Source organism: Mariniphaga sp., from assembly GCF_041687215.1.
Classification (GTDB): domain Bacteria; phylum Bacteroidota; class Bacteroidia; order Bacteroidales; family Prolixibacteraceae; genus Mariniphaga.
In genome coordinates, this window is sequence record NZ_JAWLCI010000003.1 from 21,710 (window position 1) to 45,831 (window position 24,122).

The following is a 24,122-nucleotide window of genomic DNA, read 5'->3' on the forward strand; positions in this document are numbered from 1 at the left end:
ATGTATCTGAATGTCCATTCATATTTCAGCCTGCGCTACGGAACGCTCAAAATTGAAGAGCTGCTGGCACTTGCCCGGCAAAACGGCGTGGAAGTCATGGCACTTACCGATATCAACACTACCATGGGCATTCCGGAATTTGTAAAAAAAGCTGCCGAAGCGGGCATAAAACCCGTTGCCGGTATGGAAATTCGGAACGGTGATGAATTGCTGTGTATCGCTTTGGCAAAAAACAACACCGGATTTAAAGAGTTGAACGATTACATCTCCTGGCACAACCTGAACAAAAAGGAATTTTCCATCGAAGGCTGGCCGTTTAGTCATGTGGCGGTGATTTACCCGTTTGGGCTGAAAAAGCCGCGTGAGTTGAAAGATTACGAATTTACCGGTATAAAACCCGGGCAGGTGAACCGGCTCATCACTTCCGAATACCGCAATTTTCAAGATAAATTGCTGGTTTGGCAGCCGGTGACGTTTCGCAACCAGACGGGCTGGTTTCTTCACAAAAGTCTGCGGGCCATCGGGCACAACACGCTTATCAGCAAGCTGCAGCCTAGTCAGTTTGCCGGTCAGGATGAAATAATGGTTCCGTCCGCCTTGCTGAAAAGTGCTTTTGAACAGTATCCGGCCATTCTGAAAAACACCGAAAAATTATTAAATGAATGCACCATCGGTTTTGAGTTTTCTGTCATAAAAAACAAAAAAACGTTCAGTCAGTCGGCTTACGACGATAAGCTGTTGCTGGAAAAACTGGCCATGGACGGCATGGTTTACCGCTACGGAAAAAACAATCCGCTGGCACGGGAGCGGGTGCAACACGAACTGCAAATCATCGACAAGCTCGGGTTCTCGGCCTATTTTCTCATCGCATGGGACATCATCCGTTACAGCATGTCGCGCGGGTTTTACCACGTGGGGCGGGGAAGCGGCGCCAACAGCGTGGTGGCCTACTGCCTCCGGATTACCGATGTGGACCCCATCAAACTCAACCTCTATTTCGAACGGTTTCTGAATCCCAAACGAAGCAGTCCGCCCGATTTCGACATCGACTACTCGTGGCGCGACCGCGATGAGGTGCAGGATTACATTTTTAAACGGTACGGAAGGGAACACACTGCCCTGCTGGGAGCCACCTCCACGTTTAAAAACCGGTCAATTATGCGCGAGCTGGGGAAAGTGTTCGGGCTGCCCAAAGAGGAAATTGACCTGCTGGTGAACGACCCCGAAAACGACTACAATAAAAACAATATTACAGCGCTCATTACCACGCTGAGTAGTCAGATGAAGGAATTTCCCAACCTGCGTACCATTCATGCCGGGGGAATTCTAATTTCGGAAAAACCCATTACCTGTTACACTGCGCTTGACCTGCCGCCCAAAGGGTTTCCCACCACCCACTGGGATATGTACATTGCCGAAGAAATGGGGTTCGAAAAACTGGACATTCTGAGCCAGCGCGGCATCGGGCACATCAAGGAAGCCGTGGAAATTATCAGCGAAAATCGCGGCGAGGAGGTTGATATTCACCGGGTAGATAAATTTTTCGAAGATGAAAAAGTAAAACAGCAGCTCAAAACCGGTGAAACCAACGGCTGTTTTTACATTGAAAGTCCGGCCATGCGCGGATTGCTGAAGAAATTGAAATGCAGCGACTACATTACGCTGGTGGCGGCCAGCTCCATCATCCGGCCGGGTGTGGCCAAATCGGGTATGATGAAAGAGTACATCCGGCGGTTTCACAATCCCGATAAATTTGAATACATCCACCCGGTGATGAAGGAACAACTGGCCGAAACTTATGGCGTGATGGTTTACCAGGAGGACGTGATTAAGGTGGCGCACCATTTTGCCGGGCTCGATTTGGCCGAAGCTGATGTGCTGCGCCGGGCCATGTCGGGCAAATATCGCTCGCTAAAGGAGTTCAGCCGCATCGAGGAGAAATATTTTGTCAACTGCAAAAAGCGGGGGTATCCCGAAAATATTTCGCGGGAGGTTTGGCGGCAGATTGAGTCGTTTGCCGGCTACTCTTTTTCCAAAGCGCACTCGGCGTCGTACGCGGTGGAAAGTTTCCAGAGCCTTTACCTGAAAGCGCACTATCCGCTGGAGTTTCAGGTGGCGGTTATTAACAATTTCGGCGGGTTTTATTCTGCGTGGGTTTATGTGAACGAAGCCCGGCGGAAAGGCGCCACCATTGAGCTGCCGTGTGTGAACAACAGCAACAATGCCACGTGCATTACCGGCACAACCATTTACCTGGGATTTGTGCACGTGCAAAACCTGGAGCAAACCACCATCAACCTGATTGTAAGCGAACGAAACTGCCACGGTCCGTACCGTTCGCTTGCCGATTTTACAGAACGGGTGCCGGTTTCCAAAGAGCAATTGGTACTGCTCATCCGGCTGGGGGCGTTCCGGTTTACCGGAAAGGAAAAATCGAACCTGCTGTGGGAGGCCCACTTACTGCTGAAAAAACCGGCAAAAACAGCCACATCGTTTGCCCTGTTTCAGGCGCCGGCCAGAAATTTCAGCTTGCCCCAACTTCAGCACGAAAAACTGGAAGATGCGTACGACGAAATCGAACTGCTGGGTTTTCCGGTGAGCATGAACATTTTCGACATGCTGCAAACCGGTTTCCGGGGCGAAATTCAGGCTAAAGATTTAATGCACCATTTGGGAAAAAAGGTGCGGATGCTCGGGCGGCTGGTTACTATAAAATGCGTGCACACGGTAAAAAAGGAGATTATGCATTTTGGCACGTTCCTCGATTCCACCGGCGAGTTTTTCGATACGGTACATTTTCCGCAGTCGCTGAAAAATTACCCGTTCCGCGGCGACGGCATTTACCTGGTACTGGGCAAAGTGGTGGAGGAATTCGGGTTCCCTTCGCTGGAAGTGGAAAAGATGGCGAAACTGCCATACAGGCCCAGTCCCAAAGCGTGAAAATGATGAGTTCGGTTTCATAAATTTTCATAAATTTGTGATTCAACAATATTACAGGTAAATAGAAAACAATGTCACAAGAAAATTTCATAGTAGATAAAAAGGGGCGCAAAATTGCTGTTCAAATTCCGGTCAGTGTTTATGAAAAACTCATTGCTGATTCCGAAGAGTTGGACGACATCAAAGAATACCGCAATGCCAAAAAGCATAAAGGTGAACCGATTCCTTTCAACCAGGCATTTAAAGAGATTGAAAACGGGTTGGGATGAGGTATCGAATTTATATTGAACGATATGCCCAAAAGCAAATTCTGAATTTTTAAAATAATTTTCCCTGCCTCCCCAACGGGTCCTCTTTTCGGCGGTTGCGGCCCATTCCCTCCAGTTTCAGGTCTTTTTTAACGGTGGAATCGTATTGGGTGGTGCTTCCGTGATCAACCGGAATCAGCAGGTCGCGGCCTTTTTTTTTGGGGTCTTTTACGCGGATGGAAACCGGATCGGCTTTAAAATCATCGCCCGGATAAGGTTTTAGCAGTCCGAGCACTTCTTCCAGCGGAAGAGAATCGTCGAGCCATTTGTGTTCGTCTTTTTTATCCAGAATGACAGGTGAGCGGTGATGTCCGATTTCTTTTGTAATGTTGCTGGCGACGGTTGTGATAATGGAAAACGAATGCACTACTTCGCCGGTGGTGTTGTTTGCCCAGGTATCCCAGATTCCTGCGAAAGTGAACACTTCCTGGTACTTTTTGTGAATGTGAAACGGTTTGCTCAACCGCTCTTTTTCAGGCCCTTCGAAATAGCCGTTGGCAATTACCAGACACCTCTTTGATTTTATGGCCGTTCGGAAAGCCGGCTTTTTAGAAATGCCCAGTTCACCCGAATAATTCACATCGTTTTCCTTGTTCAAATCACCTTCGGAACGGGCATTAATCAGGTACATCGGATTTTTTGCCCAGTGCGGTGTCAGTCCAAACTGAAATGCCTGCAACTCGTCAGGTTTATCGTTGGTAATTACATACGCCAAATCGCCCGGCGCTACATTAAAATTATCCTGAACACGAATTTCAGTTGGATTTTTTACTCCAAACCTTTTTACAAACAACTCGATGTCAATAATTTGAACAAACCGGCCACACATAATTCATCATCTTTTTTCCAAAAAAATATGTTGTTTCAAAATTAGAATTTTCAGAAACAGTTTAAATGATTTTTTTTGAATTCTTTTTTCAATCCACTTTGAATGTTATTTTTACTCTTGAATATAAAACTTCAATGTATATGAAATCTAAACCTATAATTATGGTTCTTCTGGCAACTTTTCCTGTTTTCTTTTCAAGCTGCGACAAACCGGGAAAAGACAGTATTTTTATCAATCAACCGCGGCAGGAAGTCCTATTCGATTTTGACTGGAGATTTCACCGGGGAGATGCAGAAAATGCGCAATTAGCTGAATATGATGATTCTGCCTGGCGCACGCTGGATTTACCTCATGACTGGAGTATCGAAGACATTCCCGGAACAGATTCACCGTTGATTCCAACAGCTATTGGTGGAATTAGCACAGGATATTATCTTGGCGGAACCAGTTGGTACCGTAAAACCTTTAATGTACCTGCCAAACTGGAAGGGAAAAAGGTTAGTATTATGTTTGAAGGTGTTTACATGAACAGCGATATCTGGCTGAACGGGGTTCATCTTGGAAACCACCCTTACGGTTATACAGCTTTTGAGTTTGATTTAACTGAATTGATAAAATTTGGTGAAGAAAATGTGCTGGCGGTTCAGGTAAAAAATGAAGGTCGCAACAGCCGCTGGTATTCCGGTTCGGGCATTTATCGCCACGTTTGGCTAAATGTTACTGAGCCTGTTCATATTAAAATCTGGGGTGTGGGAATAACTACGCCGGAAATATCCGCAGAAAATGCTACTGTAAATATCACCACAGAAATTGTGAATAAAAGCGAAGTCATTCAACCAGTTGAAATAAGCGGAACTGTTTTCGATTCAGATGGAAAAAAAGTAGCTGAATTTAGCAGCGATATTGAAATAGGAGCAGGTAATGAAATTTCAGACGTTCAAACGGTTCAGGTAAATTCCCCAAATTTGTGGTCGCCCGAAGCGCCGGATTTATACCAAACGGTAATCGAATTAAAAAACAAAAAAGGCAAAATCATTGATAAAAAAGCAGAACATTTTGGAATTCGAACCATTGAATTTAGCGTTGAAAATGGATTTTTACTGAACGGCAAACCGGTTTTGATGAGAGGCGCCTGCGTTCATCATGATAACGGGCCTTTGGGATCAGCCGCATTCGACCGGGCCGAAGAACGTCGTGTGGAGCTGCTTAAAGCCAGTGGTTTTAATGCCATCCGGTGTGCGCACAATCCGCCCTCGGTGGCTTTTCTCGATGCCTGCGACCGGTTGGGAATGTTGGTTATCGACGAATCTTTTGACATGTGGCAGCGGCCAAAAAATCCGCAGGATTACAGCAATTACTTCGACGAATGGTGGCAAACAGATATTGAAGCAATGGTTCTTCGCGACCGCAATCACCCGTCAATTATTATGTGGAGTACCGGAAATGAGATTCCTGAGCGGGGAGAGCCGGAAGGTGCTGAAACCTCAAAAATGCTTGCTGAGTATGTTCGAAAACTTGACCCAACACGACCGGTAACTGCGGCTGTGAACGGACTAAATCCGGACAAAGACCCTTATTTTGCCACACTCGATATTTCGGGTTACAATTATTCCTTTGGCGGCGACCACGGGAAACAGAGTATTTTTGAAATGGACCACGAACGGGTGCCGGACCGGATTATGTATTGTGCAGAATCTTATCCGCTTGAGGCTTTTGGTGCCTGGATGGATGTCGTAAATCATTCCTATGTTTTGGGCGATTTTGTGTGGACCGGCTTCGATTATTTGGGAGAAGCCAGTATTGGCTGGCGCGGTTATCCGCACGATGAGAATTTTTATCCGTGGAACCATGCATATTGCGGCGACATTGACATTTGCGGGTTTAAACGCCCGCAGTCGTTTTACCGCGATGTGCTTTGGGAAGTGGGCGATCAGCTTTCCATATTTGTAAAACCGCCGGTTTCTTCATTTCCTGAAAAAGAAAACCGGGCAAGCTGGAGCAAATGGCACTGGCACGACCATGTGGCCGATTGGAACTGGGAAGGGTATGAAAATCAAAACCTTGAAGTGAATGTTTATTCCGGCCACGAGAAAGTGGAACTTTTCCTGAATGGTGAATCTTTGGGAATAAAAGAAACGAATACTGATAATGAGTTTATTGCAGTTTGGAGTGTGACTTACCAAACTGGCGAGTTGAAAGCTGTTGCAACAGATGGCGAAACCGTAAAAGCTGAACATATTTTAAAATCGGCAGAAAATCCTGTTAAAATTTTACTTTCTGCCGACCGGACCAAACTTTTAGCCACCGGACAGGATTTGAGTTACATCACTTTTGAATTGGTTGATGAGAACGGCATCAGAAATCCGAAAGCTGAAAATTTGCTTCAGTTTGAAATGGAGGGGCCCGGCGAAATTATTGCAGTGGCCAGTGCAAATCCCATGAGTACCGAAAGTTTTCAGCAGCCTCAAAGAAAAGCCTGGCAGGGCAGGGGACTGGTCATAATAAGATCGCAGAAAAATGCGGGTGAAATTGTTTTGCGTGTAAAATCAGATGGAATTGAATCTGCTGAAATTAATATTGATTCAAATTGACAAAGCATTGGAGTTAAAAGGGAACAGATTGTTTTATGCAAAAACTGGTATTTTTTCAATCCTGAATTAATCGATTGGACATATCAATAATTTCATTGTTTAAATGGTTGATCTGGTTTTCAAACTGTTTTGCCTTCTCACAATTTCCTTGTATTTTTGCGGCTCATTTTCAAAAGAAAATTAAACAACATGTTTGAAAATTTATCTGACAAGCTCGAGCGGTCTTTTCAGTTGTTGAAAGGACAAGGGAAAATTTCAGAAATTAACGTGGCGGAAACCCTGAAAGAAATTCGCCGTGCACTGCTCGATGCCGACGTCAATTTTAAAATAGCCAAAACTTTTACTGATGATGTAAAGGAAAAAGCCCTGGGGCAAAACGTGCTTACTGCCGTTAAGCCGGGCCAGTTGATGGTGAAAATTGTAAAAGATGAGCTGGCCGAACTGATGGGCGGCGAATCGGTTGACATCGATTTAAGCGGTTCACCTTCAGTAATTTTAATGGCTGGTTTACAGGGTTCGGGTAAAACAACTTTCTCGGGCAAACTGGCCAACATGCTCAAACGCAAAAAGGGCCGGCATCCGTTGCTGGTTGCGGGCGACGTTTATCGTCCGGCTGCAATTGAACAGTTGAAGGTGCTTGCCGAACAAATTGGCGTTCCGGTTTATACCGAAGAAGGAAACATGAACCCGGTGCAAATTGCCCAGTCGGCCATAAAAGAAGCCAAAAGAGCGGGCAACGACGTGGTGATTATTGATACCGCCGGTCGTCTGGCTATTGACGAGCAGATGATGAATGAAATTTCAGCCATTAAAAAAGCGGTAAATCCCAACGAAATTTTGTTCGTGGTCGATTCCATGACCGGTCAGGATGCAGTGAACACAGCCAAGGAATTTAACGACAGGCTGGACTTTAATGGGGTGGTGCTTACCAAACTCGACGGAGATACCCGTGGTGGTGCAGCCCTTTCCATTCGTTCGGTTGTTACAAAACCCATCAAATTTGTTGGAACTGGAGAAAAGCTCGACGCCATCGATGTTTTTCATCCCGCCCGAATGGCCGACCGTATTCTGGGCATGGGCGACATTGTTTCGCTGGTTGAAAAAGCCCAGGAACAATACGACGAAGAAGAGGCCCGCAGGCTACAGAAAAAACTGGCAAAAAACACCTTCAATTTTAACGATTTCCTGAAACAGATTAACCAGATTAAAAAAATGGGTGATCTGAAAGATGTGGTTTCTATGATTCCGGGTATGGGAAAAGCCATGAAAAACATGGACCTCGACGACGATGCATTTAAACACATTGAAGCCATTATTTATTCCATGACTCCGGCTGAACGCGAAGATCCGGCACTGATTAACGGAAGCCGCCGAAAAAGAATTGCTGACGGTTCAGGAACTAATATTCAGGAAGTTAACCGGCTGTTGAAACAATTTTCTGAAACACGTAAAATGATGAAAATGGTTTCGCAAGGCAAAAATATTCAGCGCATGATGGGCGGAATGAAACAACCCGGAGGAAGGTTTTGACAGTTTCAGGTTTCAGGTTCCGAGTTCAAAGTTTAAAGTTCAAAGAATTTACTGATTAAAATAAAAAACAACGGATGATTCTAATCGATGGTAAAAAAGTGGCAGCAGAAATGAAGGAAGAAATTGCTGCAAAGGTTAAAGTTTTAAAAGAAAGCGGGGCAAAAACTCCTCACCTGGCAGCAGTTTTGGTGGGTCACGATGGAGGAAGCGAAACTTACGTGGCTTACAAAATTAAAGATTGTGAAGCCGTTGGTTACAAGTCATCGCTTATTCGTTATGAAGATGATGTTACCGAAGATGAGTTACTTGCCAAGGTTAATGAATTGAATGAAGATCCTGATATCGATGGTTTTATTGTTCAGTTACCTTTGCCTGCTCACATTTCGGAGCAAAAAGTAATTGAAGCAATCGATCCGAAAAAGGATGTTGATGGTTTTCATCCGGAAAATGTTGGACGGATGGTTATTGGTCTTCCATCTTTTGTTTCGGCTACCCCATTCGGAATAGTTGAATTATTAAAACGATACAACATTGAAACCAGCGGAAAAAACTGTGTGATTGTTGGCCGCAGCAATATTGTTGGCCGTCCGCTGAGTATTTTAATGTCGCAAAAAGCCATAAACGCTACCGTTACCGTTGCTCACAGCCGAACCAAAAATCTGGAGGAATTGTGCCGGAGTGCTGATATTCTGGTTGCTGCCATTGGAGTTCCCGAATTTGTAAAAGGAAATATGGTTAAAGAAGGCGCGGTTGTAATCGACGTAGGTACTACTCGGGTGAAGTCTGATCAAACCAAATCGGGTTGGAAACTGAAAGGGGATGTGCTGTTTGATGAAGTTGCACCAAAATGTTCATATATAACCCCGGTACCTGGTGGAGTTGGCCCAATGACCCGCGTTTCGTTGCTTTACAATACGCTGCTGGCGGCTACGGGAGAAATTTATAAATAGTTAAAATCCTGAAATATTCAGTTTCATTGAAAACCGGGTACTTTTTATAATTATTTTTTTATTTTTGAACTTCTAACCAAAAATCGAAAAATTAAGCAGGATGGAAAGCGTTGACAACAAGGAAGAAAAGAAAAAACCAGAGGACAATTCCAAGCCAGGAATATTTTCAAAAACAATTCGTGCCGGAAAAAGGACCTACTTTTTTGATGTAAAAAGCACCCGAAACGACGAATATTATTTAACAATAACAGAAAGCAAAAGAAAATTTCTCGATAACGGAAATTTCAGGTACGAAAAGCATAAATTGTTTTTATATCCTGAAGATTTTGAAAAGTTTTCCGAATCACTTGAAGAAATTATCAAATATATTCACAAAAATCAACCCGAATTGAAATCCGAAACTTCAGAAGAAGTTTTTAAGGAAAAGACCGAAGAAGTAACTGTTGAAGTTGAATCTGAATTAACAGGCAAAGATTTTAGTGATATTGATTTTGAAAATATTTAAACTACTCTTTTTGAAAAAACAACTTGTCCCTTCCTGTCATTTTTGCGGGAAGGGATTTTTTTTATTCAAGCTCACTCAATTCCAGCCAGCGCAGCTCTTTTTCATCTAATAAAGATTTGATTTGCATCAACATATTCGACTTGACATGAAGTTGTTCGTGGCCTAAATCGCCCGAGTGTAAATCCGTTTCCAGTTGTTCTTTTTCGGCTTCAAGTTTTTCCATTTCAGTTTCCAATTGCTCCATCTCCCGTTTTTCTTTAAAAGAAAGTTTCTTTTTTGCATGGACTTCATCAGGCTTAACTTTGAATTCTGGTTTTACTTTTTTATCTGAATTTTTATCCTGAGTTTTTTGTTCCTGCCGGTTTTTTTCTTCCAGCTCGTTTCGATAAATCGTATAATTTCCCGGAAAGTCGGAGATCAAACCGTCGCCTTCAAAAACAAAAAGATGGTCCACAATTTTATCCATAAAAAAACGATCGTGCGAAACCACAACCACGCATCCTTCAAAAGCTTTCAGGTAATCTTCCAAAACATTCAGGGTGAGAATATCCAAATCGTTGGTTGGTTCATCCAGAATGAGAAAATTCGGGTTCTGCATCAAAACCGTGCATAAATAGAGTCTGCGTTGTTCTCCGCCACTTAGCTTTTCAATATAATTGTATTGCGTTTCGGGAGGAAACAAAAACCGGGTGAGCAACTGAGAGCTAGTCATCCGCGAATCGTCTTCAAAAATGATAAATTCTGCAATTTTGTTTACCGCATCAATTACGCGTTCCCGCGGATTAAAATTAATTCCATCCTGTTTGTAATACCCAAATTTTATAGTTTGGCCAATTTCAATTTTCCCTATATCAGGTTGCATGATTCCGGTAATCAGATTTAAGAAAGTGGTTTTTCCGGTTCCGTTTTTTCCAACAATTCCAACCTTTTCAAATCTTGAGAATTTATAAGAAAAATCTTCAATTAGTTTCACCCCCGGAAAACCTTTGGAAAGGTGTTCTATTTCAACAATTTTTTTTCCCAGCCGGGCAGATTTTACGCTCAAATCCACACTTTCTTCTGTGAAATTCTGGCTGGCTTTTTCTTTTATTTCCTGAAACGAATCCACTCTGTATTTTGCTTTGTGGCTGCGGGCTTTGGGCATCCGGCGCATCCATTCCTGTTCGGTGCGCAACAGGTTTTTTGCTTTGGTAACCGATGCCTGTTGCATTTCAATTCGTTCACTTCTTTTCTGTAAAAAATATGAATAGTTTCCCTGGTAACGATAGATTTGGTTGTCTTCCATTTCAATAATTTCGGTACAAACCCGGTCGAGAAAATAGCGGTCGTGGGTAACCATTAACAAAGTTGATTTTGTTTTTCCCAGGTAGGCTTCAAGCCATTCAATCATTTCCAAATCGAGGTGGTTGGTGGGTTCATCCAGAATTAGCAAATCTGGTTTTTGAACCAAAACTTTTGCCAGTGCCAGCCTTTTTTGCTGTCCGCCGGAGAGCTGACCAACCGGTTGTTCCAGATTGAAAATTTTTAGCTGGGTTAAAACCTGTTTTATTTCTACTTCTGCATCCCAGGCGCCCAGTTCGTCCATTTTTTCAGAAATTTCAGCAATTTTTTGCTGATTGTTTTTTGCCACTGCCAGTTCAAATTCTTTTACTGTTCTGAGTTTTTCGCTATCCGATTGAAAAACTTCCTCCAAAACCGTATGGTCGGGATTTAGGCGGGGAATCTGTTCGAAATACCCGATATTTATGTTGTTGGTCACGGTAACCGAACCCTCTTCAGGTGAATCTTTACCGGCTAAAAGGTCGAGTAGTGTTGACTTCCCTGCTCCATTTCGGGCAATCAGAGCTACTTTTTGTCCTTCGGAAACAGTAAACGAAATGTTCTCGAAAAGCATTAGCTCGCCCCAGCGTTTCGAAAGATTTTCAGCCTGAATAAATGGTCTCATGAACTAAATTTTGGCAAAAATAGTAAATACAAAGAAAAAAAGCCGGTCAATACCGGCTTTTCCAGGTCTGTTTAATTACTAACTTAAAACTATTTCTTTTGATGGGGAGAAACAGTTCTTAAAATAAACTTCTTATATATGACAAGACAGATGCAGAATTGTTACACCTATTTTCCAAAAAATTCATTTATTTTGACAAAAACACAAATTCATGCGTAAAAAAGAACTTTTTGAAAAAGTAATCCAATATTTTAAGGAAACAATGCCTGTGGCCGAAACCGAGTTGGTGTACAAAAATCCGTTTCATCTGATTGTTGCAGTAATTCTTTCTGCCCAGTGTACTGATAAGAGGGTAAACCAAATTACTCCCGATTTATTGAAAAGATATCCGACTCCCGAAAAAATGGCGGAAGCCGAGCTGGCAGAAGTTTTTGAATATATAAAAAGCTGTTCGTACCCCAATAATAAGGCAAAACATTTGGTTGGCATGGCGCGTAAGTTAATGGAACTATTTGACGGACAGGTTCCTGACGATGTTGTTGAATTGCAAAAATTGCCGGGAGTTGGCAGGAAAACAGCAAATGTAATTGCTTCTGTAGTTTTTAATAAACCCGCTCTGGCGGTTGATACTCATGTTTTCAGAGTAGCTGCCCGAATTGGGCTGACAACAAATGCCAAAACACCTCTGGCAACCGAGTTGCAATTGATGAAATACATTCCGGTAGAATTGGTTCCAAAAGCCCACCACTGGCTGATTTTACACGGACGATACACTTGCGTGGCACGAAAACCAAAATGTGAAAAATGTGGCCTGACTGATATTTGCAGGTATTATTTAAGATTAACTAAGTAGTAATAAACTTACCGCCATTATTGCCATTCCTCCAACAAGTCCGTAAATTCCCCAGTGATGTTCTCCGTATTCTTCGGCTGATGGCAGCAATTCGTCGAGCGAAATAAAAACCATAATGCCGGCCACAGCGGCCATGGTTGAGGCGTAAATTGCGTCGGAATTTCCTGACGTAAGAAATGGCATAAGTAAAAGGTAGGCAAGTATGGCTCCAACCGGCTCGGCAAGCCCCGAAAGGAAGGAGTACAAAAATGCTTTTTTGCGGCTTCCGGTTGCGTAATATATTGGAACAGAAACGGCAATCCCCTCAGGAATGTTGTGAATAGCGACCGCTATTGCAATGGCAATACCAATTGTGGGATCATTCATGGCCGTCATAAAAGTGGCAATGCCTTCCGGAAAGTTATGAATGGCAACTACCAAAGCAGTGAAAATTCCTGTTCGGTACAGACTATTTTTTGATTTTTTTCTTTTTACGTCTGTCAATTCTTCAATTGCATGCATTTCGTGGGGGTTTTCAAATGAAGGAATGAATTTATCGATTAACCCAATCAGAAGTATTCCCCCAAAAAAAGCTGCAATAGTGTAAAATGTACCGTTGAATTCACCAAATCCATGGATAAATGTTTCTTTGGCCTCTGCAAAAATTTCCACAAAAGAAATGTAAATCATTACACCTGCCGAAAAACCTAGTGAAACAGTTAGTAGTTTGGTATTTGTTCTTTTTGCCATAAATGCGATGGCGCTTCCAATACCTGTTGATAAACCTGCAAATGCAGTTAACATCAAGGCAAACATTACGTTAGATGTGTCCATGAAATTTCGTTTTGAACCCAAAAGTAACAAAAAGAAGGTTAATTCAACTTAATGAAGTTTTTTTTTGCCTAATTGGTTTATAATTAACAAGATATAGTGATACTGTTAAGCCGGCTGCAAATATATGATACAGGTTCTTTGTTATTTTATCAAACTTTGTACTTTTGTGGCTTACTGTTAAACTTTAAAGTTCATTGCTATGGCATATAAAATTTCTGATGAATGTATTGCATGTGGTACTTGTATAGACGAATGTCCGGTGGATGCAATTTCCGAAGGTGATATTTATGTAATTGACCCCGATCTTTGCACCGACTGTGGTTCATGTGCTGAAGTTTGCCCGGTAGATGCTATTTCTATAGACGAATAATCCGGACGACATAAAAAACTTAAGGCCTGGCTTTTTTGGAAGTCAGGCTTTTTTTTAAAATCCGTTCAAATCCATTAATACCGTTGGCAGCAAAAGCAGAAATCCCAGAATACCCAAAATCAGAATAAATGGTGCTACCCATTTTACCCACTTTTCGTATGGAATGCGGGCTATTCCCAGCACACCAATTAAAACGCCCGAAGTGGGAGTAATCATGTTGGTAAATCCATCGCCCAGTTGAAATGCCACAACGGTGGCCTGCCGCGAAATGCCAATTAAATCGGAAAACTGTGACATCATGGGCATGGTAAGCGCTGCTTTACCTGAACCTGACGGAATGAAAATATTCAGAAAAGTCTGAATGACATACATTACACTTACCGAACCAACTTTACCCAAATCTTCCATGGTTTGCGAAACATAAAAAAGGATGGTGTCGATAATTTTACCGTCTTCCAGAATAACCACAATTCCTCCTGCCAAACCTACTACCAGTGCTGCTCCCAAAATATCTTTAGCCCCTTCAATAAACGATTTGGTAATTTCGTTAGCGGTTTTTCCCGAAGCAATTCCGGCAAAAATACCCAGAGCAAGAAACAAGGTGGCAATTTCCATCACGTACCAGCCGTAGCCCATTACACCAATAATGAGAAAAACTATGGTAAAAGTGAGCAAACTTAGAACAAAGTAATGAAATGATTTTCTCAAAGTTAGAACCCCGAAAACAATAAAAAGTACTGATGCTACCGGAACAGCGGGCAGAACAATTTCGTTATTGCCGATTTTCAGATTGCTAATGGGGTAGAAAACCGAAAAGAGGATTAAAAATATTGATAGTGAAAGAAATGAAACCCATGCTCCGCGAGGAACTGACGGTTTAAATTCCATATTGGAATTTTCGTTTCGGTGCCGCCAGTATTCATCTTCTTCGTAAACCAGCGATTTTTCAGGATTTTTATGAATTTTGGCTGCGTACCTTAAAATGAATGTAAAACCAACTACATTTATTACCAGCCACATAAACAGCCGGTATTCAATGCCGGAAAAAAGCGGAATGTTGGATAATCCCTGAGCAATACCAACGGTAAACGGATTCAGAAACGCACCCGCAAAACCAAGTGCTGCGGCCACAAAACACAACGAAACGCCCACAATGGAATCATATCCCATGGAAATGGCCAGCGGAACAAAAATTATGGTAAAGGCAATGGTTTCCTCGCTCATTCCAAAAACTGCTCCAAACAAACTGAATATAAACATGATACCAACGAGAATAATGTTGTTTACACCTAACTTCCGTAAAAGCTTTGAACGTTCCCATTTTTTGGCAAATTTCAGAAATGAATAAATGCCAATATCTATTGATTTACTTTCGTTCAGAATCCAAAATGCACCGCCAATCATTAAAATAAAAGCTATAATATTTGCCGTGTTTACAAATCCATCGAAAAAAGCTGAAAATACCTGCCAGGTTTGCTGCTGACTTTCAATAAACTGAAACGAACCGGGCTTAATCACTTCCCGCTCCACGTTGTTCACCACAATGGTTTCACGTTCAAATTCACCGCCTGGAATAAACCAGGTACATACGGCACAAAAAACGATTAAAATAAAAATGATAACATAGGTGTGTGGTACTTTCTTCAGCATATTTTTTTAGTTTAATGGTCCGAAAATAATAAATACTGCCGGCTTCAGCTTCTTTTTAAGAAAGTTTGTGAAACATTGAAATATTAAAGCCATGGTGGCATTGATTTTAAAAACTAATTTGTAACTTAAAGAAATTAAAATTAAATCGATGAAACGAGCATCTCGCCATGGCGGGACAAAAGAAAAAAAATAAATTGCTCATGCGAGTTCCATGGGCCATGAAAGAAAATCATATTCTTGATGTTATAATTAATTAGATCGCGAGACATTAAATACAATTTATTCGAATGAAATTACTGCTCGAAAATATAAAAGAACTGGTTCAGGTCGAGGAGGTTCCGGTTCAGTTTAAATCTGGCAAACAAATGGCTCAGTTAAATACAGTAAAAGATGCTTTTTTGATCATCAGGGATGAACTGATTCAGGATTTTGGCCCAATGAGTAAACTAAAGGATGTTTATAAAGATGACGATTTTCTAATTGAAATCGACTGTTCAAACCGGCTGGTTTATCCGTCTTATTGCGATTCGCATACTCATTTGGTTTACCCGGCGCCACGCGAAAAAGAGTTTGTTGATCGCATTCAGGGACTTTCTTATGAAGAAATTGCACGCAAGGGTGGAGGTATTCTAAATTCAGCAAAACTCCTGCACAACACTCCCGACGAAAAACTCTATTATAGTGCCATGGAGCGTATTTTTGAAATGATTAAAACCGGAACCGGGGCCATAGAAATAAAGAGTGGTTACGGACTAAATACTAAGGACGAAATACGGATGCTAAAAATTATCAAGTGGATTAAAGAAACAGCACCTGTTTGTGTTCGTTCAACTTTTTTGGGCGCTCACTCAATTCCGGAACAATATAAAAATAACGTTTCGGCTTATGTAGATTTGGTAGTAAACGAAATGATTCCGCAGGTGGCAGCAGAAGAACTGGCCGATTTTATCGATGTTTTTTGCGATAAAGGTTTTTTTTCGGTTGAGGATACCGAACGCATTTTAATGGCCGGACTAAAATATGGGCTGCGACCAAAGCTGCATGCCAACGAGTTGGGTCTTACCGGCGGAGTGCAAACCGGTGTAAAATACAATGCACTTTCAGTAGATCATTTGGAATTTATGGGGCCGGATGAAATTGAAAGTTTAAAAAATACCGGCACCATGCCAACAATTTTGCCGGGCGCAGCATTTTTTCTGGGAATGAAGCTTTCGCCGGTGCGCGAAATGATTGAAGCCGGATTACCTGTTGCGTTGGCGTCTGATTTTAATCCGGGTTCTTCGCCCAGCGGTAACATGAATTTCATTTCGTCGCTGGGGTGCATCAATTATAAAATGCTGCCTGAGGAGGTGATAAATGCCACGACCATAAATACGGCCTATGCCATGGGAATCAGCGACCGATTGGGGAGCATTGCCCGTGGGAAAACTGCAAACCTTTTTATTACTTCCGAAATGCCGGGAATTGAATATCTGCCATACTCATTTGGCTCGAACCTGGTGGAAACAGTTATTCTTAACGGCGAAGTGCAGTCGTTTTAGTTTCTGCTGAATTTAATCATATCCTTTCCAGAATCAGTTTTTTATTTTTGATTTCTGAATGAAAAGGGTAGAATGTTTTGTTTTTCCCAAATTTTAAATTATCCTGAAATGAAAAAGATACTCGAATGTGTTCCAAATTTTTCAGAAGGAAAAGATTCAAGAATTATAAAGGAAATAACGGATTCCATTGAAAGTGTTGAAGGTATAAAACTGCTTGATGTAGATCCGGGAAAAGCTACAAACCGAACAGTAGTAACTTTTGTAGGTGAACCTGAGTCAGTTATTGAAGCTGCGTTCAGAGGAATAAAAAAAGCAGCTCAGGTTATTGACATGAATAAACACCACGGCGAGCATCCGCGGTTTGGCGCTACTGATGTTTGTCCGCTGGTACCGGTGGCCAATATTTCTATGGAAGAAACCTTGGAATATGCACGAAAACTGGCCGAACGGGTGGGGAAGGAGCTTTCCATTCCGGTGTATTGTTACGAATTTGCAGCTTTTACCGATGTTCGCAAAAGCCTGGCAAACTGCCGCTCAGGTGAATACGAAGAATTAAAAGAAAAAATTTCAACAAAAAAATGGAAACCGGATTTTGGTCCGGCCGAATGGTCGGAAAAGATTGCAAAAAGCGGAGCAACAGCAATAGGTGCACGCAATTTTCTGGTGGCCTACAATGTAAATTTGAATACTACCTCCACGCGCAGAGCAAATGCCATCGCTTTTGATGTACGCGAAGCCGGACGCGTAAAACGTGAAGGCGACCCGATTACCGGAAAAATTGTAACCGATGAAAACGGCGAACTGGTGCGAATTCCCGGAACATTGAAAAAAACGCGTGCCATTGGCTGGTTTATTGAAGAATATGGCATTGCACAAATTTCGATGAATCTGACTGACATTACGGTAACTCCGGTTCATGCGGTATTTGACGAAGTAAGCGAAAAAGCCCGTGAACGTGGAATTCGCGTAACGGGTTCCGAACTGGTTGGTTTAATTCCGTTGCAGGCCATGCTCGATGCCGGAAAATATTTCCTGCGCAAACAGCAACGGTCAGCCGGAATTTCAGACGAGGAAATCATTAAAATTGCCATTAAATCAATGGGTCTCGACGAGTTGCATCCATTCGATCCGAAAAAGAAAATAATTGAATATCTGATAGAAGAAAATACCAGCGAAAAGCTGATTGACAAAACCGTTCAGGGGTTTGTACACGAAACTGCTTCCGAATCGCCTGCGCCGGGTGGAGGTTCGGTTTCGGCGGCAGTGGGCGCGTTTGGGGCTGCCCTTGGAACCATGGTGGCCAATCTTTCAGCACACAAACGTGGCTGGGACCACCGCTGGGAAGAGTTTTCCTTTTGGGCAGAAAAAGGGAAAAAATACCACGATGAACTGCTGAAATGTGTGGACGAAGATAGCGAAGCATTCAATGAAATTATGGCTGCATTTGGGCTTCCAAAATCGAATGAAAAGGAAAAGGCAGAACGTAAACAAGCCATTCAAAAAGCAACCAAACAAGCCATGGAAGTACCGTTGAAAGTAATGCAATTGGCTCATGATTCGCTGGAGGTGATGCAGGCCATGGCAGAAAAGGGCAATCCCAATTCGGTTTCCGATGCCGGCGTTGGTGCACTTTGCGCTCGCACTGCCGTTGAAGGTGCTTACCTGAACGTAAAAATTAACGCCTCGGGCTGCGACGACAAACCATTTGTGGAAGAAATTCTGAAAAAAGCAGAATCGTATTTGGTTTCAGCCAAAAAGAAAGAGGCTGAGATTTTAAAACTGGTGAAAGAAAAAATTTGATTCTCTGATTTTCCAATGTTGTCCTTTCCGGGCATTTCAAAACGCTGATGAAATGGCCTTAAAAACAGCTTTTTCAAGTACATTGATTGCTGCATTTGCTGCATTTTGAGCAATGGCTTTTGAAATAACCTGCAATGCATTTAATTCAGCCTCAAGTATCAGTTTTTCATCTTCGAGCCTGCTTTTAAATTTTTCCTTGCTCAGTTCGCCGCTAATGCGCAACTGGGCCAGCAATCCGATTCTTTCTTTTCGGTTTTGAAGAAACTGAAGGGTTACTGATTTGGTTTCATCCCAATTTTCTGCTACAGTATCTTTTACTGCTGAACCCATGTCGGCCAAAACGGTATGTATATCGAAACTCATAATTTTCTTTTTTTATTATTGATTTATTGAGGCGGTTTTGTTACCAATTTTTTTCCTTCTTCTGCCACCTGCATGGCGAAAAAAAGATCGGCAAATGTTTGCCTGTTCAGCCTGATTAGTCCGTTACTCAAGGTGTTGTCTGTTTTATGTTCTTCCTTATATTTTTGCCAAAGTTCGAGTGTAATTTCACAAATTCGGGTGGAGTTCCCGTTCAATGGTTTAATTTTGTTCTGGTTCAGTAAAGAATTTATTTCTACCTCAATTTCAACATATTGCCCGGCAAATTTATCATAACTTCTTCCGTTGTTTTCTGCCGATGTGGTTTCATACATCATTAGAAAAAATTTATCAACCTGCTTTGCTGTTTTTTCGATATTTTTTGAAATTTCAGCATTATATTCGGGCAGTAATGTTACCCGGCACGAGAATAAAATTAACAGACTAATTGTAAAAAACAACCTGATTTTTAAACTGTTTTGATTAAGTGGCTTCATTTCAACCGTATTCAAATGTTCATTAATAAATCACTACAAATTAGTTCTTTCATTTGAGATTTTCAATACCTGAGGGACTGGAAATTTGGAATAATGTAAAAATTGCGTAGCAGGATGTCTGAATATCATCTTTACTACGCAATTAAACAGAGAAAAAAATATTCTGAAAATTAAAATCTTTCCATTTTTGAGAAAAAGAAATCGGCCTCAATAATGGCATTTTCATCACTGTCTGAACCATGCACAGCATTTTGTTGCAGGCTGGTTCCGTACAATTTGCGAATGGTCCCTTCGGCTGCGTTTTCCGGATTGGTGGCGCCAATAAAATTCCGGAAAGCTTCCACAGCATTTTCTTTTTCAAGAATCATAGCCACAATGGGCCCTAAACTCATAAACTCAATAAGTGAGTCGTAAAAGGGTTTACCTTCGTGCACAGCATAAAATAGAGCTGCCTGGTCGCGTGTTAACCGGACCAATTTTAAAGCTTTAATTTCAAATCCGGCTTCATTAATCATTTTAATAATTGCGCCCGTGAAATTCTTTCTGACTGCCGTGGGCTTAATCATAGTGAACGTTTGGTTTCCTGCCATTTTATAAAGTTTTTTAAAATTTATTCCTGTTACAATATTAACAAAATTTGAGGAAAGATGCCTTTGCACGCGTGGCAGATTTCTTATCTTTGTCCATTCAAATTTTAGAGGTTTTGAAAAACACTGGAAATGAGATTTTTACATCTTTGGAAGCTTTAATTAAAGTTCCAAAGCAAAAAGTGACGTTGGTAACCCATGAGAACCCCGACGGTGATGCCATTGGCTCAGCGATTGGGTTGGGGGAAGTGTTGAAAAATTTTGGTCATGAGGTAAAAATCATTGTACCCAACAGTTATCCGGAATTTTTGCATTGGTTTTCTACTGACATAGAAATTGTGGTTTACGACAGAAAGAAAAACCGCGGAAAAGCTATTTTACAGGAAACACAAATTTTGTTTTGCCTGGATTTTAACGAAGCCAAACGCACAGCCCGAATGGAAAAAAAGGTGCTCGAATTTTCAAAACTTAAAGTGCTTATCGACCACCATCCATACCCAACTGATTTTTGCGATTTGATGATTTCAGAAACGGAATACAGCTCAACTGCCGAACTGATTTTCGATGTAATTCAACTAATTAATCTGGGTGAGTTTATTAATCATGATGCTGCTGAGGCTTTATTCGCAGGAATTATGACCGACACCGGTTCTTTTGCCCACAACATTTCGCGGCCAAATACATTTCAGGTTGTTGCTAAATTAATGGAGTGGGGAATTGATACCGAAAAAATTCATGCTGCGGTTTACCATAATTTTTCTGCCCATCGCATGAAACTGTTGGGTCACTGTTTAGGCGAAAAAATGGAAGTATTTCCTGAATATCGTTCTGCTGTTATTTGGCTTTCGCAAAAAGAACTGGAGAAGTTTGAATTTCAGCCCGGAGACACCGAAGGGTTCGTAAATTATCCGCTTTCAATAAATAATATTGTATTTAGTGCGTTCTTTGTTGAAAAGAAAGACCACGTGAAAGTCTCGTTCAGATCAAAAGGGAATTTTGAATGTAATGCCTTTTCGCGCGATCATTTTTCCGGCGGTGGACATAAAAATGCTGCCGGTGGTGAAACAAAACTATCACTTGAAGCGGCTGTTGAAAAGTTCACGCAACTTTTAGGCGACTATAAGCATCTGCTATTGGAAACAACAATTTAGAAAAATAGAAAAATGAAGATAAAATTATTGATGAACCTGCTAATCGCAGTTATGGTAGCCCTGGTTATTTCTTCGTGTTTAAAAACTGAAGATGAAAAAGTTTACACTGCTGCTGAAGAAATTATGCTTAGAGAAGCTTATCTGGATACTTTGGCAGCAAGGGGTCACGATATTGACACCCTCGAAAATGAAATCTATTATGTTATGATGGATGATGAAAGCGAAGGCGATTTGGCTAAGGCAGGTGACACTTTAACTATTGGCTATGCCGGGTATTTTATTGATGGCGTTTTGTTCGATTCATCAGAACTGAGCAGCACAAATGGTAAAATGACTTTTATACTTGAACATGAAGAACACCGAATGATTCCGGGATTTGAAACAGCAATGAAGGTGTTGAATAAAGGTGCCCGTGCACAGTTTATCATTCCTTCTGAACTGGCATACGGAAGTAGCGGGAGTGGACGAATTCCTCCATATCAAACCCTGATTTTTGTAATAAAAATGTATGAAATAAAACCTTCGTAGTTTTATTATTTATTAAACAAGGAAACAGATGAAACGTATTATAACATTATTTCTTTTAGCAGTTGTGGCTTCAGCTTTTTTCTCATGTAAAGAAAACAGCCTCGAAAAACAGAGACAAAACGAATTGAAAAAGCTGGATGAATTTATTCGCGCACATTATGCCGAGGTGGATCGCAAGCCTTCCGGATTGTATTATATTGAACTGGAAGAAGGCACCGGAGATTCAATTAAAATGGGCGATCAGGTTCAGGTTTTTTATGAAATTCAAACACTTGACAGCTTAGGTACAATTGGAACAGGAAATTATGAACCCCTTCAGCTAACTGTACTTCCGCCAACAGAATTGCCATCAACGGCCACCTACGTTAATGAACTGAAAGCGCTTCATGAAGCGTTAACATATATGAAAAAAGGCTCCAAAGCACGTCTGATATTCGATTCTCAACTTGGTTTCGGGCAGTATGGTTCGTATGGTTTTTCTGGTTTCACTCCACTGATGATGGAAGTAGAAGTCTATAAAGTTTATCCGGCCGAGGTTCCTGAAGAGGAAATTACAGAATAACCGGTTGAATTCTTTCTCATGCACAGGACTGAACTCCTGAAAAAACTGCTGCCCGGGTTTATTCCGCTTTTCGTTTTTATTGCAGCCGACGAAATTTGGGGAACCAAAACCGGTTTGTTTGTTGCCGTTGGAGTTGGTGTTGTTGAAATGATTTGGGTAGCTGTTCGCGAAAAACGATTCGACAAATTTATTCTTTTCGACACGGTTCTTCTTGTTGCACTTGGTGCAGTATCCATTTTGCTCGACAATGATTTGTTTTTTAAACTAAAACCCGGGCTCATTGAACTTATTTTGGTAGCTGTTTTTGCGGTTTCTGCTTTTTCAAAAGTGAATATTATTGGTTTGATGGGAAAACGCTACCTTAAAGACGTTCAGCTTAATGAAGTGCAGGCAGCTCAAATTCGAAAAAGCCTGAAAACACTGTTTTTTGTTTTTGCAGCACATACCATTCTGGTTTTTTATGCCACCTTTTTTATGAGCAAAGAAGCCTGGGCTTTTATCAGCGGCGGATTGTTTTACATTTTGTTTGGCGTTTATTTTTTTGTTGAGTTATTCAGACAAAAAAGGAAACAAAAAGCTTTGAAGAACGAAGAGTGGGTTCCACTGGTTGACGAAACGGGTAAAATTACCGGACAGGCGCCACGAAGTCACGTGCACAATGGCAGTAAACTTTTACATCCGGTGGTGCATATGCACGTGTTAAACCGAAATAAAGCCATTCTTCTACAAAAACGACCCGAGTCAAAACTCATTCAACCCGGAAAATGGGACACTGCCGTTGGAGGACATATTTCTGCCGGGGAAAACCTGGAACAAGCTCTGCAAAAAGAGGCCTGGGAAGAAATCGGGTTGAAAAATTTTTCTGCAAAACTGCTTCAGGTTTATAAATGGGAATCGGATGTGGAAGCTGAATTGGTTTATCTTTTTGTAACGCAAGATTTTAAAAATTACACCGTCCATTCTGATGAAGTTGTTGAAGCCCGTTTCTGGACTAAAAATAAGATAGAAAATCAACTGGGACAAAAGGTTTTTACGCCAAATTTCGAGCATGAATTTCAGCTTCTGAAAGAAAAAGGATTGGTTTAATTTCTGGTAATTTTTTCAGCATCCTAATAAAAATATAGCTGGCTGTTTGTGCAAGTCAGGCACATTCCCTTTCCACTGACTGATAGTTTTGGTGGCAATAAATTCATTTTCGCCGGTGAGATTGGCTGCAATACAAAGAAGGGTAGAGGTGGAACATGTTTTCAGTAAATCGGTAATGAGTTGATTATTGCGGTATGGTGTTTCAATAAAAATTTGAGTTTGCCCGTTACTTTTTACCAGCTTTTCAAGGTTCGAAATCGCTCTGGTGCGTTCGTTTGCCCTTACCGGAAGGTACCCGGAAAACGCAAAATTCTGGCCATTTAAACCCGAAGCCATCAGGGCAAGCACAATAGACGACGGCCCAACCAGCGGTACTACTTTGTATCCTTTCTGATGCGCAATTTTTACTATTTCGGCTCCCGGGTCAGCAATTCCCGGGCAACCAGCTTCTGAAATAACAGCCACATTTTCACCCTGCTCCAACGGTTTTAAAAAAGCGGGAAGTTCATTTTGGTCAGTATATTTGTTCAATTCAAAAAATGTTAACTGGTCAATATTTATTTCCCTGTTCACTTGTTTCAGAAATCTACGGGCTGTTCTAATATTTTCAACAATATAAAAACGGGTATTTGTTACCAACTTAAAAACCTGCGCCGGCAGTACATTTTGCCAGTCGTTTTCACTTAAAACATTGGGTAGAAGATAAAGTGCTGCCATTTGAAAATT

At 41.6% G+C, this 24,122-nt stretch carries 22 protein-coding genes; 14 read left to right on the forward strand and 8 right to left on the reverse strand.

Features of this window, described 5'->3' with window-relative positions; genetic code table 11:
- Together ACESMA_RS02205 and ACESMA_RS02210 are read left to right on the forward strand one after the other, a co-directional pair.
- Window positions 1–2,940, forward strand: a complete 2,940-nt coding sequence (locus ACESMA_RS02205) for a DNA polymerase III subunit alpha (protein WP_372947123.1) — start codon at window positions 1–3, stop codon at window positions 2,938–2,940.
- Between the two features lie 71 nt (window positions 2,941–3,011).
- Complete coding sequence (locus tag ACESMA_RS02210; protein ID WP_372947124.1) at window positions 3,012–3,209, forward strand: hypothetical protein; 198 nt, start codon at window positions 3,012–3,014, stop codon at window positions 3,207–3,209.
- A 49-nt stretch (window positions 3,210–3,258) separates the two neighbouring features.
- Here the strand turns inward: ACESMA_RS02210 and ACESMA_RS02215 are convergent, their stop codons facing one another.
- Window positions 3,259–4,077: an SOS response-associated peptidase gene (locus tag ACESMA_RS02215; protein ID WP_372947125.1), complete on the reverse strand. Its 819-nt coding sequence runs from the start codon at window positions 4,075–4,077 to the stop codon at window positions 3,259–3,261.
- Between the two features lie 140 nt (window positions 4,078–4,217).
- Here ACESMA_RS02215 and ACESMA_RS02220 point away from each other — a divergent pair, with 140 nt between their 5' ends.
- The 4 genes from ACESMA_RS02220 (at window position 4,218) to ACESMA_RS02235 (ending at window position 9,653) form a co-directional block, all read left to right on the forward strand.
- Window positions 4,218–6,668, forward strand: a complete 2,451-nt coding sequence (locus ACESMA_RS02220) for a glycoside hydrolase family 2 TIM barrel-domain containing protein (RefSeq protein WP_372947126.1) — start codon at window positions 4,218–4,220, stop codon at window positions 6,666–6,668.
- A gap of 189 nt (window positions 6,669–6,857) precedes the next feature.
- Window positions 6,858–8,198 carry a signal recognition particle protein gene (ffh, locus tag ACESMA_RS02225; protein ID WP_372947127.1) on the forward strand — a complete coding sequence of 447 codons (1,341 nt, stop codon included), beginning with the start codon at window positions 6,858–6,860 and terminating at the stop codon, window positions 8,196–8,198.
- A gap of 74 nt (window positions 8,199–8,272) precedes the next feature.
- Entirely contained in the window at window positions 8,273–9,148 is an 876-nt protein-coding gene (gene folD, locus ACESMA_RS02230) for a bifunctional methylenetetrahydrofolate dehydrogenase/methenyltetrahydrofolate cyclohydrolase FolD (RefSeq protein WP_372947128.1), read from the forward strand.
- A 100-nt stretch (window positions 9,149–9,248) separates the two neighbouring features.
- The gene (locus tag ACESMA_RS02235; protein ID WP_372947129.1) at window positions 9,249–9,653 is read left to right on the forward strand and encodes a DUF3276 family protein; all 405 of its coding nucleotides are present in this window, start codon (window positions 9,249–9,251) and stop codon (window positions 9,651–9,653) included.
- Window positions 9,654–9,714: 61 nt separating this feature from the next.
- Here ACESMA_RS02235 and ACESMA_RS02240 read toward each other — a convergent pair whose 3' ends face one another.
- Window positions 9,715–11,598: an ABC-F family ATP-binding cassette domain-containing protein gene (locus tag ACESMA_RS02240; RefSeq protein ID WP_372947130.1), complete on the reverse strand. Its 1,884-nt coding sequence runs from the start codon at window positions 11,596–11,598 to the stop codon at window positions 9,715–9,717.
- Between the two features lie 211 nt (window positions 11,599–11,809).
- Between ACESMA_RS02240 and nth the strand changes: the two genes are divergently transcribed.
- Complete coding sequence (gene nth / locus ACESMA_RS02245) at window positions 11,810–12,451, forward strand: endonuclease III (RefSeq protein ID WP_372947131.1); 642 nt, start codon at window positions 11,810–11,812, stop codon at window positions 12,449–12,451.
- Here the strand turns inward: nth and zupT are convergent.
- Window positions 12,440–13,264, reverse strand: a complete 825-nt coding sequence (zupT, locus tag ACESMA_RS02250) for a zinc transporter ZupT (protein ID WP_372947132.1) — start codon at window positions 13,262–13,264, stop codon at window positions 12,440–12,442. The genes nth and zupT overlap by 12 nt on opposite strands.
- Window positions 13,265–13,463: 199 nt before the next feature.
- Here zupT and ACESMA_RS02255 point away from each other — a divergent pair, with 199 nt between their 5' ends.
- Window positions 13,464–13,634 (forward strand): 4Fe-4S binding protein, encoded by a 171-nt coding sequence (locus ACESMA_RS02255; RefSeq protein WP_213437864.1) that lies wholly within the window; start codon window positions 13,464–13,466, stop codon window positions 13,632–13,634.
- Between the two features lie 54 nt (window positions 13,635–13,688).
- Here ACESMA_RS02255 and ACESMA_RS02260 read toward each other — a convergent pair whose 3' ends face one another.
- Window positions 13,689–15,284, reverse strand: coding sequence for a YfcC family protein (locus ACESMA_RS02260; RefSeq protein ID WP_372947133.1), 1,596 nt, complete (start codon window positions 15,282–15,284; stop codon window positions 13,689–13,691).
- Window positions 15,285–15,571: 287 nt separating this feature from the next.
- Here ACESMA_RS02260 and hutI point away from each other — a divergent pair, with 287 nt between their 5' ends.
- Together hutI and ftcD are read left to right on the forward strand one after the other, a co-directional pair.
- Window positions 15,572–16,825 (forward strand): imidazolonepropionase, encoded by a 1,254-nt coding sequence (gene hutI, locus ACESMA_RS02265; RefSeq protein ID WP_372947134.1) that lies wholly within the window; start codon window positions 15,572–15,574, stop codon window positions 16,823–16,825.
- A gap of 108 nt (window positions 16,826–16,933) precedes the next feature.
- Complete coding sequence (ftcD, locus tag ACESMA_RS02270) at window positions 16,934–18,625, forward strand: glutamate formimidoyltransferase (RefSeq protein WP_372947135.1); 1,692 nt, start codon at window positions 16,934–16,936, stop codon at window positions 18,623–18,625.
- A 36-nt stretch (window positions 18,626–18,661) separates the two neighbouring features.
- On the opposite strand, the gene ACESMA_RS02275 is transcribed toward ftcD, so the two are convergent.
- From ACESMA_RS02275 to ACESMA_RS02285, 3 genes are all read right to left on the reverse strand, one after another.
- Complete coding sequence (locus ACESMA_RS02275; RefSeq protein WP_372947136.1) at window positions 18,662–18,988, reverse strand: hypothetical protein; 327 nt, start codon at window positions 18,986–18,988, stop codon at window positions 18,662–18,664.
- Window positions 18,989–19,011: 23 nt separating this feature from the next.
- On the reverse strand, window positions 19,012–19,482 hold the full coding sequence (locus ACESMA_RS02280; protein WP_372947137.1) for a hypothetical protein: 471 nt from the start codon (window positions 19,480–19,482) through the stop codon (window positions 19,012–19,014).
- A 170-nt stretch (window positions 19,483–19,652) separates the two neighbouring features.
- Window positions 19,653–20,072: a nucleoside-diphosphate kinase gene (locus tag ACESMA_RS02285; RefSeq protein ID WP_372947138.1), complete on the reverse strand. Its 420-nt coding sequence runs from the start codon at window positions 20,070–20,072 to the stop codon at window positions 19,653–19,655.
- 113 nt (window positions 20,073–20,185) lie between these two features.
- On the opposite strand from ACESMA_RS02285, the gene ACESMA_RS02290 reads away from it, so the two are divergent.
- Genes ACESMA_RS02290 through ACESMA_RS02305 form a run of 4 tightly spaced genes read left to right on the forward strand, consistent with a single transcriptional unit; the run spans window position 20,186 to window position 23,396 of the window.
- Window positions 20,186–21,220, forward strand: coding sequence for a DHH family phosphoesterase (locus tag ACESMA_RS02290; protein WP_372947139.1), 1,035 nt, complete (start codon window positions 20,186–20,188; stop codon window positions 21,218–21,220).
- A 12-nt stretch (window positions 21,221–21,232) separates the two neighbouring features.
- Window positions 21,233–21,748, forward strand: a complete 516-nt coding sequence (locus ACESMA_RS02295) for an FKBP-type peptidyl-prolyl cis-trans isomerase (RefSeq protein WP_372947140.1) — start codon at window positions 21,233–21,235, stop codon at window positions 21,746–21,748.
- Window positions 21,749–21,776: 28 nt separating this feature from the next.
- Complete coding sequence (locus ACESMA_RS02300; protein ID WP_372947141.1) at window positions 21,777–22,310, forward strand: FKBP-type peptidyl-prolyl cis-trans isomerase; 534 nt, start codon at window positions 21,777–21,779, stop codon at window positions 22,308–22,310.
- Between the two features lie 18 nt (window positions 22,311–22,328).
- Window positions 22,329–23,396 carry an NUDIX domain-containing protein gene (locus ACESMA_RS02305; protein ID WP_372947142.1) on the forward strand — a complete coding sequence of 356 codons (1,068 nt, stop codon included), beginning with the start codon at window positions 22,329–22,331 and terminating at the stop codon, window positions 23,394–23,396.
- A 15-nt stretch (window positions 23,397–23,411) separates the two neighbouring features.
- Here the strand turns inward: ACESMA_RS02305 and ACESMA_RS02310 are convergent, their stop codons facing one another.
- Window positions 23,412–24,113, reverse strand: a complete 702-nt coding sequence (locus ACESMA_RS02310) for an SAM-dependent methyltransferase (RefSeq protein WP_372947143.1) — start codon at window positions 24,111–24,113, stop codon at window positions 23,412–23,414.
- Window positions 24,114–24,122 lie beyond the last annotated feature (9 nt).